Below are 14,047 nucleotides of genomic sequence, written 5' to 3'. Positions count from 1 at the left end.
CCGTCGATAAATGGCGCTTCCCAGAGTGCCGCTGTCTATTGTTCGCCCGTGAACCGAAATGTTCAGGGCGGAAGCATCTTTACAACCGTAGGCTTCTCGGTACGAGCCGAGCCTGCACAATAGCCATAAGTCAACTTCCTAAGATTAAAGCATCGGCCAGGGACATGAATAGACTGGCAAACACCCCAGGAAACATTGTTGTATGCGTCGCGAAAGGGCGATTAGTTTACCCCCTCTTCGTTGGGTTGCAAGCGATTCCTTGCATAGGCGTTCAAATAGACACCCAGCGCATGATCATAGTGTAAACAACGCTCAACTGCCAGCCCCTGCGTTGAAAAAACCTGACCAAATGGTTAGGTAATTGGCTGGCTGGCAAACACACTATGCAATTTTGGCAATAATCCGGCGGTTTTGGTAGTATCTGCTGAAAATTCTCAGGACAGTGCAAGCGTGAATAAAACAGCAGATTTCGATTCGGTAACCCAATGTTTAGCCAATCACGACATGGTAGTGGACGGTGCCGAGATACACGGCATGATGTGCGGTATGCTCAGTGGGGGTATGTCACTTAGTGAACAGCAATGGCTTGCGGTGTTGCAGGATACGATGAACCAGGGGCAAACCCTTGAAAAGCCAGTGGTGGAATGCCTGCAGGCACTTTTTAATCAAACCTGTCAGTCGTTGGTTGACGGGCAATATGGTTTAACGCTGTTACTGCCTGATGATACCAGCCCTATTAACGATCGGGGGTTGGCGCTGATTAACTGGGTACAGGGATTTATGGCCGGATTTGGTTTATACCAGCAAAAGTTAAGCAACTGTTCGGAAGATGTACGCGAAGTGCTGGAAGATTTTTCTGATATCGCACGCATGGAAGAGCCCATGAATGACGATGAAGAATCGGAGCAAGCGCTATTTGAAGTGATTGAATACGTAAAAATTTCAGCGTTATTGTGTTTCAATGAATTAGGGCAGTCGCTGCTCGACGACCAACAAGATACGCCGTCAGTTCATTAGGATTTTGCGCAATATGATCACTCTTAAGCAACACCGGCAACGCCAGTCGAGATTGTTAGCGCAACTGCCTCAAAATAGTGTATGCGTGATCCCGGGTGCCGACTTGCTTACCCGCAGTCGCGACACTGAATTTGGCTTTCGCCAGCACAGTGACTTTTGGTATTTAACCGGCTTCAATGAACCGCAAGCCTGGTTGCTGTTGTCGAATCATCCCAGATTTGACGGTGATTACAGAGCATTGGTGTGTTTACCCAGGGATCCTGATATGGAGATTTGGCATGGCCGACGGGTAGGCCCGGAACTCGCCGTAAGTGAATGGGGCTATGACGAAGCCTATTCCAGCGAATCGCTGATAGAAGTGCTGACAGACTGGCTCGATGATCACGATAACGTGTATTTTCCGCAAGGCGAGTACGCCCAGGCTGATGATGCTGTTTTTGAGGCACTCTCCAATCTGCGCAGCCGGCCAAAGCAATGCAGAGCTCCTTCGGCTATAGTGGATTGCCGCCCGCTAATTCACAACATGCGCTTGCTTAAATCCGCAGATGAGATTGCCGTTATGCGAACGGCGGCTGATATATCCGCTCGCGCACATTGCCGTGTGATGAAATTCGCCCGTCCCGGTTGTTATGAGTATCAACTCGAAGCTGAAATACATCATGAGTTTGCAATGGCCGGCGCGCGCTATCCAGCGTACGGCACTATTGTAGGCGGTGGGGAAAATGCCTGCATTCTGCATTATACCGAGAATCAGGATACCGTTGCCGACGGAAGTTTGATCCTGATCGATGCGGGCGCCGAATATAATGGTTATGCTGCCGACATAACCCGAACCTTCCCGGTAAACGGTAAATTTAGCCCCGCGCAGGCAAAGCTATATCAACTGGTACTGGATGCTCAGTTGCTGGCCATTGAACATTTAGTGCCTGGTGCGACAATGCCCGACGTAACGAACAAAGTAGTCAAAATGCTGACCACGGGTTTGTGCGAACTGGGATTATTGAACGAATCCGTTGACTCCGCGCTGGAAAATAAAAGCTGGAGGCGATTTTTTATGCATGGCCTTGGGCATTATTTGGGGTTAGATGTGCATGATGTGGGTGAATATAGCCAGCATGGCCACCCCAAACCATTGGAAGCCGGTATGGTCATTACGGTTGAACCTGGTTTGTACATACCCAATGAGCCGGATGTTGCTGCTGAATTCCGTGGCACGGGTATTCGTATTGAAGATAATCTGGTGATCACCTCAACCGGTAATGACGTGATTACTGCCGGTGTGCCGAAAACCATTGAAGACATTGAAGCCCTGATGGAGCAATAACGACAGGTGGATACAACAGATATTCTAATAGTAGGTGGTGGGGCGGTAGGATGTACCCTTGCTACCGGTCTGCTTCAGTCGACTGACTATACAGTTTGTCTGGTGGATGCCAATGCATTAGCGCAAGATAACTTATCAACGCCGGGATTCGACGCGCGGGTGATTGCGCTTGCACAACGCACAGTTGATGCGTTGTTAGATATGGGGATTGAACTTAACAGCACTGCCTGCCCGTCTACACCCATTGAGCATATTGTTGTGTCAGACAGGGGGTTTCTGGGCAAAACGCATTTGCATGCCAGCGAACATCAACTTGATAGCTTCGGCCAGGTAGTGAGTATTCAAACACTGGGTGCACAGGTGTTGCCCAAACCACAAACGCGTTTTCGATTAATTGACGAAGTGACTGTCACAAACGCAACACAAACAACCGATGCAGTGATTGTGGCGCTCAGTAACGGCAAACAAATTAAAACCCGATTGTTAGTGCTGGCCGATGGTGGTCGTAGCCCGGTTGCCGGTTCTTTGGGGTTTAGCCGATCTCAGCGCGATTACGGACAAACTGCCATTATTACCAATATTGAAATGAGCCAGCCGCATTTAAACTGGGCTCACGAACGGTTTACCGAGCATGGCCCTTTAGCCCTGTTGCCCTTTGCTACGGCACCGGGTAGCAATGACTCAGGTGCAGGCTATTCGGTGGTTTGGACACTGTCCCATGCTGAGGCAGACCACGCATTGCTTTGGGATGAGAACACATTTACAGACCGTTTGCAGCAGGCGATAGGGTATCGGCATGGTTATATTGTAAAAACCGGCGAGCGTTCTGCTTATCCGTTGTCGTTGCAACAAACGGATGATTGCGTACGTCATCGCACTGTTGTTGTAGGTAATGGCGCTCAGGCATTACACCCCATAGCCGGTCAGGGTTTTAATCTCGGCTTACGCGACGTTATAGATTTAGTGGCTGTATTGAAAGCGCAGGTTGATCCCGGGGCCTTTGCGGTACTTAACCAGTATCGAAAAGAGCGCGAGGCAGACAAACTAGCCACGATAGGATTAACTGACGGCTTGGTAACGGTATTTTCTAATCATTACTGGCCCTTGGTTGTGGGCAGGAATATAGGCTTACTGGCAATGGATTATTGTCAGTCACTGGCCACACACTTCGTGCGTCAAACCACCGGGTTTGGACCAGCAACGCGCCCATTTAGGCATTAGGACAGGAAAAAGCATATGTATCAGGCGGATATTGCTATTGTGGGAGCCGGAATGGTGGGGCTGGCATTAGCCAGGGCGCTGAAAGACGTTCCCGTTTCCATTGTGTTGATTGATACGTCACCTATTCAAAAGCCGCTGTCTGACGATCCTGAATTACGGGTTTCGGCAATCAATGCAGCTAATCAGCAGGCACTGAGTGATTTGGGCGCATGGCAAGCACTGCCTGAAGCGCGATTAAGCCCATACACCAGTATGCAAGTATGGGATCAGGACAGTTTTGGGCACATTGCATTTAGTTGTGAAGAACTGGGAGCGCAAAGTCTTGGTCATATTGTAGAGAATCAGGCGCTGGTGAATGCGTTGTACGGCAAAGTGATTGGGCAGTCGAATGTAACCACCTTGCCATCGGTACAGATCACTAAAGTACTGGCCGGTAAATCTGAAACTATGCTGATGCTGAATAACGACGAGGTTGTTTCGTGCCGGTTAGTGGTTGGGGCTGATGGTGCCAATTCAGCGATTCGTCAGCACGCGAATTTTCCGCTCACGTTCAGGGACTACGGGCATACGGCTATTGTGGCCACTATACGCACAGCATTGCCGCACGCTCAGGTTGCCCGGCAGGTATTCACACCCAGCGGCCCACTAGCACTGTTACCCTTGCGCGATCCGCATTTGTGCTCAATAGTGTGGTCGCAAACCAGTGATACCGCACAGGCACTGCTTGCGCAGCAAAATAGTGAATTTGCCAAAGGTTTGCAGGTAGCCATGAATGGTGAAGTAGGGAAAATCGAAGTGCACAGCGCCCGAATGCATTTTCCACTTACCATGCGGTATGCCCGGCAATGGTTGAGCGATGGACTAGTGATCATTGGGGATGCGGCACACACCATTCATCCACTTGCAGGGCAAGGGGCCAATCTGGGATTGCAGGATGCATTTGCATTGGCTGAGCGTATCGGGCAGTTAGTGAATAACGAACAGCCGTTCTATCAGGCGCGTTTCCTGCGCCCATTCGAGCGCGCTCGTAAAGCGGAAGCGGTAAAAATGATTGCAGCCATGGAAGGGTTTAAACAGTTATTCGGCGGCGATAACCCGGTGAAAAAGCTGATCCGTGGGGTAGGGATGAGCACAGCGAATGCGTTACCTGGCCTCAAGCAAAAATTCATTACCCAGGCCATGGGCTGGTAACGTATTTCATAAGACCAGTACCATTGCACCGCGGCCAGTATCGTCTTACAGTAGGCTGGTCTGTTTGACCAAGGTACTGACAAGAATGAAAAAGTTAGCCTGTTTGTTGAGCGTGCTGTTAATTGCAACCTACAGTGCGCTTGCGACGCCAGCCAACGCTGCCCCGTCGGACGATCCTTATTCCACTTTGCTTTCGTTGAGAGAGCGGGCTCGTCTCTACGATGAGATCCTGTCAAAACGGGTAACGCAATTGTTACCTGAATTAATGCAGCGCACCCAAATTGACATGTGGATCCTAATTAGCCGTGAGTACAATGAAGATCCGGTGATTAAGACACTGCTACCCGCTAATTGGCTGCAAAGAGCCAGACGAACCACCATTTTAGTGATCACCCGGGAAGGCGACAATAAGATAGGGACTTACGCTATTGCGCCGTATAAAGTGGGTGACCTGTTTGAGCGCGCCTGGGATAAAGCGATTCAGCCCGACCAATGGCAGGCACTCAGCGATTTTATTGCGCGCCACGATCCCAAACAGATTGCGGTAAACCAATCGGAAATTTGGGCCCATGCCGATGGGATTACCCTCACGGAGCACCGCAAATTAATGGATGCGCTGCCTAAGAAATATCAAAAACGGGTAGTGTCTGCGGAGCCGCTGGCCGTTGGCTGGCTGGAAACGCGTATTCCCGAAGAGGTGTCACTACTGAAATCTATGGTGGCGGTAGCGCATGCCATCATTGCCGAAGGATTTTCAGAGAAAGTGGTTACGCCCGGTGTAACTACCACCGATGATATTGTGTGGTGGTTCCGGGAAAAAGTGGCTTCGCTCAAACTGGATACCTGGTTTCATCCATCGGTATCTATTCAGCGCAGCGATGCCAAAGCGTTTGATCATGAAAGTAGTTTTACCGCAGGGTATGGTGAGCAAACGGTGATCCCCGGTGATTTGCTTCACGTGGATTTTGGCATTACATATATGGGGCTTAACACCGATACTCAGCAACATGCCTACGTTCTCAAACCAGGCGAACGTCAGCCACCGGAGTACTTAATAAATGCGTTAAGCAAAGCCAATCAGTTGCAGGATATCTTTACCAGCAATTTTGTTGCCGGCAGAACGGGCAATGAAGTGCTTGCAATGAGTCTGACACAAGCCAAAGCACAAGGTTTGCAACCTACTATTTATACTCATCCGTTGGGCTTGCATGGGCATGCCGCTGGCACCACTTTAGGCATGTGGGATAAGCAGGGCGGCGTTCCTGGTGATGGCGACTATCCGTTGCACCTGAATACGGCGTACAGCATAGAGTTAAATAACGCTATCGATATAGAGGCATGGGATAAAAGTATCCGCATTATGCTGGAAGAAGATGCCTTTTTTGACAACAGTGGCGTGTGGTATTTCAACGGACGGCAACGCGCATTGCACGTGATCCCGTCACAATCTACCTTTTCACATCGGTTCTAACATGAATAAAAGAGACTTTATAAAGTTCAGCGGCCTGGCGACAGCAGGATTACTTACCGGTAACGCTTGGGCAGATGCGAACGCTAGTGCACCAAAAGGTTCCCCAACTGGTTCTCCCGAAGGGACACTCACTTCCGGTCTTGATGCGTTAACTTCCATGACCGGTGACGTGATACCGATTAGCAGGGAAGAACGCCTGACAAGAATTGCTAACGCTCAGGCAATTATGACTAAACAGAATATAGATGCCATCGTGCTGGAACCTGGCGCTGCGATGGTGTATTTCTCTGGTATTCAGTGGTGGCGCAGTGAGCGGTTAACGGCTATGGTGATCCCTAAAACAGGCGACGTTGCGGTAGTTTGCCCGTTCTTTGAAGAGCCCAGTATTCGTGAATCCTTGCAAGTGGGTGAAGATGTTCGGGTGTGGCAGGAACACGAAAGCCCGTTTGCGCAGGTAGTGGCCATTCTCAACGATCGCGGTATTCCCTCTGGTCGCGTGGGTTTTGAACACAGCGTACGTTTTTTTGTGAGCCAGGGAATTGTAGAGGCGAATCCAAAGTTTGTAGCCGTTAGTGCTGAGCCAGTAACTCGCGGCTGCCGGATGTATAAAACAGCCCATGAACTTGCGCTGATGCATCGCGCTAATGCGATCACGTTAACTGCCTATCAGTTTGTTTATGGGCAGTTACGGGAAGGTATGTCGCAAGGGGAAGTTAAAAGCCTGATGAACAGCGCTATGTCTGCGCTGGGCGGTGAACAACCCTGGAGTCTGGCGTTGTTTAATGAAGCCAGCGCCTATCCTCACGGCACGAGACAGTCACAAGTGATCGGCAAAGGATCTGTGGTATTAATGGATTGCGGTTGCGCAGTGCAAGGGTATCAGGCAGATATTAGCCGCACCTTTGTGTTTGGTGAGCCGTCGGTTAAACAGCAGAAAATCTGGAATATTGTGCGAGAAGGTCAGCGTGTGGCCATGGCTGCTGCAAAAGTAGGTAAATCAGCCGGAGCGGTGGATGACGCTGTGCGGGCTTATTATCTTAAAGAAGGTTACGGGCCTGATTACACCTTGCCTGGGCTATCGCATCGCACTGGCCATGGTATCGGGATGGAAGGGCACGAGAGCGTGAATTTTGTGCGCGGCGAGAGCACACCACTCAATCCTGGCATGTGTTTCTCCAATGAGCCGGGTATTTATATTCCTGGGGAATTTGGTGTGCGCTTGGAAGACTGTTTGTACATCACTTCAAAAGGTCCGGTGTGGTTTACGGAGCCCCCAACGTCACTGAGTGAGCCTTTGGGTAAGATAGTTCCGCTTCAATCTTTGTAGCGCAGTGTGAATGGCCGGGTATTGGTATTGAATACCCGGCGCTTGATTATCGCAGGTAATCTTCATCGATAACGATTTGATCATAAATTGAGCCTAAAGGAGCAATTGGGGCAGGCATCGGGATTACGGGGTAGCCATCCGAAAGAGGGGCAAAGCCGCCGTGCACCTGGTTCATTGATTGTTCATTTAATTCAGCTAGTTTTGATTCAGTCATCTTTCTCTCCAATTTAGTTAGTCCATGACTGCTCTTAAATGGTGGGTTGTGAGCAGTGTTTGTACTTTAACGAAAGAATAAAACGATGTTAGCTGGCCGCAGGGCGTGAAAACAGCCAGTTCTGTTAACAGAAAAAGAGACACTCACTTTTCACATCAGATATTAATCCGCAATCGCAAAAGTGACAGTCACTTTATATGGTCACTTTATATGTGGGTATTTTGTTGATGTGAAACGTCTCATGAATAAGTAAGCGTCCGTTCGGCAATCCGTTCGGCAATCCATTCGGCAATCCATCCCTTTACTGCTGGGCTCGCAATCGGTGCACAATAAAGTTTGCCATGGTTTCGCTTACTATGGGATGTTGGTTCGACAACTGAAACAAACAGATATTGATTGTTCCGAGTTTGGGCAAGTTACAACAGAAAAAGAGACACTCACTTTTCACCTTAGATATTAATTCATAGAAGCGACCTCAAAAGGATCACAAAAGTGACAGTCACTTTATATGGTCACTTTATATGTGGGTATTTTGTTGATGTGAAACGTCTCATGAATAAGTGAGTGTCCGTTCGGCAATCCGTTCGGCAATCCGTTCGGCAATCCAATTCGGCAATCCATCCCTTTACTGCTGGGCTCGCAATCGGTGCACAATAAAGTTTGCCATGGTTTCGCTTACTATGGGATGTTGGTTCGACAACTGAAACAAACAGATATTGATTGTTCCGAGTTTGGGCAAGTTACGGTGGTTCAGAACTTGTAAGTTGGCTGGCATACTGGACTTAGCCAGCGCCGTGATCCCCAGCCCTTGCTGAATAGCAGCAACCAGGCCTGTAAGGTCGGCATTGGTATAAGTAATTTTCCAGGCGGTAGTTTGCTGTTTTAAATGGGTTATTACACGGCTGCGGTAAATACAGCCATCGGGTGCCAGCACCAAAGAAATAGCATCCATGTTGGCAGGATGCAGCGGGTCGCCCACCCATACCATTTCATCTTCGAGCACCAGTTCACCTTCGGTTTGCTGATCCGGATTTACCAATGCCAGTATCAAATCAAATTCTTTGCGTCTTGAAGGATGCAACAGCTCCCGGCTTAGCGCCGAGGTGACTTCCAGAGATACGTCCGGGTAGCGTTTAGAAAATTCACCAATTAAACCAGGCAACAGGGTAGATGCAAACTCATTGGGAATACCTAAACGTAACCGGCCGCGCAATGGGGTGGGGTCGACACTTCTGAAAATAGCATCATTAAGCAACAGCAATTCTTTGGCTTTAGGGTACAACCAGTTGCCGTCTGCACTTGGCAGGTGTCGCTGGCCCACTTTGGTGAACAACTTTTTGCCCAATTGCTCTTCCAGTTTTTTTATTTGCAGGCTGATTGCCGGTTGTGACCTACCCAGCCATTCGCCCGCTTTGGCGTAGCCTCCCAGCTCGATGACACCTACAAACGTGCGCAAATTGTCTAAAGATAACTGTTTCATAAAGATTAGAAATGCTGATGCTAAGGTTTGTTTATATAAGTATTTTAAATGTATGTATAAGAATTTCCAATTTGTTGTGTCGAAAATGCCTCCCTATACTTTTTAATCATTACGTTTCATAACCTGAGTGACAACTATGACAAGCACAACCGCACAACGCACAGCGTTATATAACAAGCATCTGGAAGCAGGTGCCAAAATGGTCGACTTTCATGGCTGGGACATGCCATTGCACTACGGCTCACAAATCGAGGAGCACCATGCCGTGCGCCGCGATGCCGGGATGTTCGATGTATCGCACATGACCATTGTGGATGTCACTGGCGCTCAGGCTAAAGCCTACCTGCGTCATTTATTAGCCAACGACGTAGAAAAACTGCAAGACAAGGGTAAAGCACTGTACAGCGGTATGCTTAACGAACAGGGCGGCGTGGTTGACGATCTGATAGTGTATCACTTTGATGCAACGAACTACCGCATGGTAGTGAACTCTGCCACTCGCGAAAAAGACATGAACTGGTTAATGGGTCAGGCCGAAGGCTTTGATGTAACCATTACTGAGCGTCCTGAGTTTGCCATGATTGCCGTGCAGGGCCCGAATGCAAAAGAAAAAGCCGCTAAAGTGTTTTCCACTGCACAAAATGAAGCGGTAGCAGGTATGAAGCCGTTCTTCGGTGTTCAGGCGGAAGACTTATTTATTGCTACCACGGGGTATACCGGTGAAGCCGGCTACGAAATTATGGTACCTGCAGAAAAAGCCCCTGAATTGTGGCAGCAACTGTTGGACCTGAACGTTCAGCCAAGCGGTCTGGGGGCGCGTGACACACTGCGTTTAGAAGCGGGTATGAACCTGTATGGCCAGGATATGGATGAAACGATTTCTCCGCTGGAAGCCAATATGGGCTGGACAATTACCTGGGAACCCAGTGATCGCAAATTTGTTGGCCGTGACGTGCTGGAAGCGCAGCGCGCAGCGGGCACCAAAAAGCTGGTGGGTCTGGTAATGAAAGAAAAAGGCGTGCTCCGCGCTGGCCTTAAAGTAAAAACAGATGAAGGCGAAGAAGGCGTAATCACTTCTGGTACTTTTTCACCAACATTAGGCCATTCCGTTGCAATGGCGCGTATACCTGCGACTAACAGCAGCACCGTTGAGGTGGAAATGCGCAAAAAGTGGGTTAAAGTAGAAGTGGTTAAGCCCAGCTTTGTCCGCAATGGTAAAAGTGTTTTATAAACGAATTTAGAAAAGAGCAGGAACATCTCATGAGTAATATCCCTTCAGAATTACGTTATGCATCATCTCACGAATGGGTTCGTCCGGAAGGCGATGGCGTTTATACCATTGGCATTACCGAACACGCTCAGGAACTTTTGGGTGACATGGTATTTGTAGAACTGCCAGACGTAGGCGACCAGGTAAATGCGGGCGACGACGTAGCGGTTGCAGAATCTGTTAAAGCTGCATCAGATGTGTACGCGCCAATTTCTGGTGAAGTACTTGAAGTAAATGAAGATCTGGAAGATTCACCAGAACTGGTTAACTCAGATCCGTACGGCGACGGCTGGATGTTTAAAGTAAAAGCCAGTGACGAAAGCGAATTAGCGGAGTTACTGGATGCTGCGGCTTATGGCAACAGCATTGAGGAAGACGAAGAGTAATCTACGCCTTCAATTGCGTGTCAACCTGCAGGTTGTGCAGTGAGTTGGTTAACTGCATAACCTGAAGGGGCGCCAAGCCCTGAGTTGAATCCCCCCAACCCATTGCAAATGCTTAACACTATTATGTCTAATGCTTCTATTTCACTGGCTCAGTTAGAGCAAAAAAATGCGTTTGTCCGCCGCCATATAGGCCCGGGCGAAGACGAAATTCAATCCATGCTGGAAAAAGTAGGCGCGTCTTCTCTGGAAGATTTGATGTCGCAAACGGTTCCAAAGGGAATTCGCCTGGATAAACCTATTGAAGTGGGCGAAGGCGCTACGGAAGTTGAAGCGTTAGCCGCGTTAAAAGCCACCGCAGGTAAAAACAAGATTTACCGCTCATTCATTGGTATGGGTTACTACGATACTCACGTACCGAATGTGATCCTGCGCAACGTGCTGGAAAATCCAGGCTGGTATACAGCGTATACGCCGTATCAGCCAGAGATTGCTCAGGGCCGTCTGGAAGCCATTTTAAACTTCCAGCAGCTTACAATTGATTTAACTGGTATGGAACTGGCGTCGGCATCATTGCTGGACGAAGGGACCGCCGCAGCCGAAGCGATGGCGTTGGCCAAGCGCGTGTCTAAAAACAAAAAAGCCAATTTGTTCTTCGTCGCTGACGACGTTCATCCTCAAACACTAGACGTGGTTGAAACCCGTGCAGAAATGTTTGGTTTTGGCATTGTAACCGGACCAGCAGAGCAAGCAGCGGAACACGACGTGTTTGGTGCATTACTGCAATATCCTGGCACTACGGGTGAAGTAAAAGATCTGTCAGACATTATTGCTGCGGTACAAGCCAAAAAAGGGATTGTTGCCGTTGCGGCTGATTTAATGAGCCTGGTGATGCTGAAATCGCCGGGTGAATTAGGCGCTGACGTTGCACTGGGCAGTGCACAACGCTTTGGTGTGCCAATGGGCTACGGTGGCCCACACGCCGCTTTTTTCGCTACCCGCGATGAATATAAGCGTTCATTACCCGGCCGTATCATTGGTGTGAGCAAAGACACTCGCGGCCGTCAGGCATTGCGTATGGCGCTGCAAACCCGTGAACAGCATATCCGTCGTGAGAAAGCCAACTCTAACATTTGTACTGCACAGGTGTTACTGGCCAATATGGCGTCTTTTTACGCGGTATATCACGGCCCGGAAGGCTTAAAGACCATTGCAAACCGCATTCACCGTTTTGCTGACATTCTGGCAACCGGTTTAACGCAAAAAGGACTGGCGCTGAAGCACGCTACTTATTTCGATACTGTGACCGTTCAGGTTAGTGACAAAGACGCAGTAGTGGCAGCCGCTGCTGCAAAGGGAATGAACCTGCGTGGCGATCTGGAAGGTGCAGTGGGTATTGCGCTGGATGAAACTACAACCCGTGCCGATATTCTGAATCTGTTCAGTGTATTGCTGGGCGATAATCACGGTTTAACCATTGATAACCTGGATGCAGAGGTGACTACTCAGGGTAGTCAGTCTATTCCAGCTGATCTGGTTCGCACCAGTGCGTTTTTAACGCATGAAGTATTCAACAGCTACCAGTCTGAAACTGAAATGCTGCGTTACATTAAGAGCCTGGAAGACAAAGATTTAGCGCTGAATCATTCTATGATTTCACTGGGTTCTTGTACCATGAAGCTGAACGCCACAGCTGAAATGATCCCGGTTACCTGGCCTGAATTTGGTCAGTTGCACCCGTTTGCACCGCTTGATCAGGCGCAGGGCTATCAGGAAATGATTAAAGAGCTGAGTGACTGGTTAATTAACATCACTGGCTACGATGCGTTGTCTATGCAACCTAACTCAGGTGCACAGGGTGAATACGCGGGCTTGCTGGCAATTCAGCGTTACCACGAAAGCCGTGGTGAAGGTCACCGTAATGTGTGCCTGATCCCGAGCTCGGCACACGGTACTAACCCGGCATCGGCGCAAATGGTTAGCCTGAAAGTGGTGGTAGTGGCATGTGATAGAAACGGCAACGTTGACCTGGTAGACCTTCGCAAGAAAGCTGAAGAAGTGGGCAACAACCTGTCTTGTGCCATGATCACGTATCCGTCTACCCACGGTGTATACGAAGAAACCGTGCGCGAAATGTGTGATATCGTGCATCAGTACGGCGGTCAGGTTTATATGGATGGCGCAAACATGAACGCGCAGGTGGGTATTACTGCACCAGGCTTTATCGGTTCAGACGTGTCGCACCTTAACCTGCACAAAACCTTCTGTATTCCACACGGCGGTGGCGGCCCGGGGATGGGTCCAATTGGTGTTAAAGCACACCTGGCGCCTTTCTTGTCTAACCACTCGGTTGTGAATATTGACGGAGCGGGCAAAGACTGTGGTGCGGTATCTGCTGCGCCGTGGGGCAGTGCGTCAATTCTGCCAATCAGCTATATGTACATCAAAATGATGGGCAGCGCCGGATTGCGTAAAGCAACGGAAGTGGCCATTCTGAACGCTAACTACGTTGCTAAATGCCTGGAAGGACATTATCCGGTACTGTACAAAGGCCGCAACGATCGCGTTGCTCACGAATGTATTATCGACCTGCGTCCACTTAAGGAAGCGTCAGGTGTATCTGAGCTGGACATTGCCAAGCGTTTAAATGACTACGGTTTCCACGCACCAACCATGAGCTTCCCGGTAGCCGGAACGCTGATGATTGAGCCAACAGAGTCTGAGTCTAAATTCGAACTGGACCGTTTCATTGAAGCCATGGTTCACATTCGCGAAGAAATCGCCAAAGTGGAAAGCGGTGAGTGGGATGCAACTGACAACCCACTGCACAATGCGCCTCACACGCTGGCAGACATTTGCGACAGCAACTGGAACCGAAGTTACGACCGTATGTTGGCAGCGTACCCGGTACCAAGTGTTGCTCGTAACAAGTTCTGGCCAAGCGTTAACCGTATCGACGACGTATACGGCGATCGCAATCTGATTTGTAGCTGCCCAACGTTGGACAGTTATATTGAAGAGTAGATTTTTATAACGTCTTTTGACGCTGGTGGTGAATAGCTACCTAAAATTCTTTAAAAATAAAAAACCTTCCTGTTGAATGCAGGAAGGTTTTTTTATTGCCTTTCAGAATATTGCGGAAGCTAATG

Annotated in this window: 11 protein-coding genes and 1 other RNA gene; 9 read left to right on the top strand and 3 right to left on the bottom strand. The window is 49.2% G+C overall.

Annotation, left to right across the window (positions count from 1 at the left end):
• Positions 1 to 13: 13 nt before the first annotated feature.
• A non-coding RNA gene (ssrS, locus tag FJ444_RS02610) (6S RNA) lies at positions 14 to 195 on the bottom strand.
• A 255-nt stretch (positions 196 to 450) separates the two neighbouring features.
• Here ssrS and FJ444_RS02605 point away from each other — a divergent pair.
• The 6 genes from FJ444_RS02605 to FJ444_RS02580 all read left to right on the top strand — a co-directional run bounded on the left by FJ444_RS02605 (position 451) and on the right by FJ444_RS02580 (position 7,551).
• Positions 451 to 1,017: a UPF0149 family protein gene (locus FJ444_RS02605; protein ID WP_140956345.1), complete on the top strand. Its 567-nt coding sequence runs from the start codon at positions 451 to 453 to the stop codon at positions 1,015 to 1,017.
• Between the two features lie 13 nt (positions 1,018 to 1,030).
• Complete coding sequence (pepP, locus tag FJ444_RS02600; RefSeq protein WP_140956344.1) at positions 1,031 to 2,341, top strand: Xaa-Pro aminopeptidase; 1,311 nt, start codon at positions 1,031 to 1,033, stop codon at positions 2,339 to 2,341.
• Positions 2,342 to 2,347: 6 nt separating this feature from the next.
• Entirely contained in the window at positions 2,348 to 3,562 is a 1,215-nt protein-coding gene (gene ubiH, locus FJ444_RS02595) for a 2-octaprenyl-6-methoxyphenyl hydroxylase (protein WP_140956343.1), read from the top strand.
• A gap of 15 nt (positions 3,563 to 3,577) precedes the next feature.
• Positions 3,578 to 4,753 (top strand): FAD-dependent monooxygenase, encoded by a 1,176-nt coding sequence (locus FJ444_RS02590; protein ID WP_140956342.1) that lies wholly within the window; start codon positions 3,578 to 3,580, stop codon positions 4,751 to 4,753.
• Between the two features lie 85 nt (positions 4,754 to 4,838).
• Positions 4,839 to 6,224: a M24 family metallopeptidase gene (locus FJ444_RS02585; RefSeq protein ID WP_140956341.1), complete on the top strand. Its 1,386-nt coding sequence runs from the start codon at positions 4,839 to 4,841 to the stop codon at positions 6,222 to 6,224.
• A gap of 1 nt (position 6,225) precedes the next feature.
• Positions 6,226 to 7,551 (top strand): Xaa-Pro peptidase family protein, encoded by a 1,326-nt coding sequence (locus tag FJ444_RS02580; RefSeq protein WP_140956340.1) that lies wholly within the window; start codon positions 6,226 to 6,228, stop codon positions 7,549 to 7,551.
• Between the two features lie 46 nt (positions 7,552 to 7,597).
• Here the strand turns inward: FJ444_RS02580 and FJ444_RS21320 are convergent, their stop codons facing one another.
• The gene (locus FJ444_RS21320; protein ID WP_181405037.1) at positions 7,598 to 7,765 is read right to left on the bottom strand and encodes a hypothetical protein; all 168 of its coding nucleotides are present in this window, start codon (positions 7,763 to 7,765) and stop codon (positions 7,598 to 7,600) included.
• Between the two features lie 625 nt (positions 7,766 to 8,390).
• The gene (locus FJ444_RS02575) at positions 8,391 to 9,245 is read right to left on the bottom strand and encodes a LysR family transcriptional regulator (protein WP_140956339.1); all 855 of its coding nucleotides are present in this window, start codon (positions 9,243 to 9,245) and stop codon (positions 8,391 to 8,393) included.
• Positions 9,246 to 9,381: 136 nt separating this feature from the next.
• Here FJ444_RS02575 and gcvT point away from each other — a divergent pair, with 136 nt between their 5' ends.
• The 3 genes from gcvT (at position 9,382) to gcvP (ending at position 13,922) form a co-directional block, all read left to right on the top strand.
• Positions 9,382 to 10,476, top strand: a complete 1,095-nt coding sequence (gcvT, locus tag FJ444_RS02570; protein WP_140956338.1) for a glycine cleavage system aminomethyltransferase GcvT — start codon at positions 9,382 to 9,384, stop codon at positions 10,474 to 10,476.
• 29 nt (positions 10,477 to 10,505) lie between these two features.
• Positions 10,506 to 10,901, top strand: coding sequence for a glycine cleavage system protein GcvH (gene gcvH, locus FJ444_RS02565; RefSeq protein ID WP_140956337.1), 396 nt, complete (start codon positions 10,506 to 10,508; stop codon positions 10,899 to 10,901).
• Between the two features lie 123 nt (positions 10,902 to 11,024).
• Positions 11,025 to 13,922 (top strand): aminomethyl-transferring glycine dehydrogenase, encoded by a 2,898-nt coding sequence (gcvP, locus tag FJ444_RS02560; RefSeq protein WP_140956336.1) that lies wholly within the window; start codon positions 11,025 to 11,027, stop codon positions 13,920 to 13,922.
• Positions 13,923 to 14,047 lie beyond the last annotated feature (125 nt).

Origin of the sequence: Aestuariibacter sp. GS-14, from assembly GCF_006494365.1 — a bacterium.
In the GTDB taxonomy this organism is placed as follows: Bacteria; Pseudomonadota; Gammaproteobacteria; order Enterobacterales; family Alteromonadaceae; genus Alteromonas; species Alteromonas mangrovi.
Note: the sequence above shows the minus strand (reverse complement) of the source record. Positions and strands in the feature narration are given on the sequence as shown.

What these genes read in the sequence shown, in the direction of transcription:
- pepP (WP_140956344.1), top strand. Translation starts at nt 1,031, where the DNA reads ATGATCACTCTTAAGCAACACCGGCAACGCCAGTCGAGATTGTTAGCG.
- FJ444_RS02590 (WP_140956342.1), top strand. Translation starts at nt 3,578, where the DNA reads ATGTATCAGGCGGATATTGCTATTGTGGGAGCCGGAATGGTGGGGCTG.
- FJ444_RS02585 (WP_140956341.1), top strand. Translation starts at nt 4,839, where the DNA reads ATGAAAAAGTTAGCCTGTTTGTTGAGCGTGCTGTTAATTGCAACCTAC.
- FJ444_RS02580 (WP_140956340.1), top strand. Translation starts at nt 6,226, where the DNA reads ATGAATAAAAGAGACTTTATAAAGTTCAGCGGCCTGGCGACAGCAGGA.
- FJ444_RS21320 (WP_181405037.1), bottom strand. Translation starts at nt 7,765, where the DNA reads ATGACTGAATCAAAACTAGCTGAATTAAATGAACAATCAATGAACCAG.
- FJ444_RS02575 (WP_140956339.1), bottom strand. Translation starts at nt 9,245, where the DNA reads ATGAAACAGTTATCTTTAGACAATTTGCGCACGTTTGTAGGTGTCATC.
- gcvT (WP_140956338.1), top strand. Translation starts at nt 9,382, where the DNA reads ATGACAAGCACAACCGCACAACGCACAGCGTTATATAACAAGCATCTG.
- gcvH (WP_140956337.1), top strand. Translation starts at nt 10,506, where the DNA reads ATGAGTAATATCCCTTCAGAATTACGTTATGCATCATCTCACGAATGG.
- gcvP (WP_140956336.1), top strand. Translation starts at nt 11,025, where the DNA reads ATGTCTAATGCTTCTATTTCACTGGCTCAGTTAGAGCAAAAAAATGCG.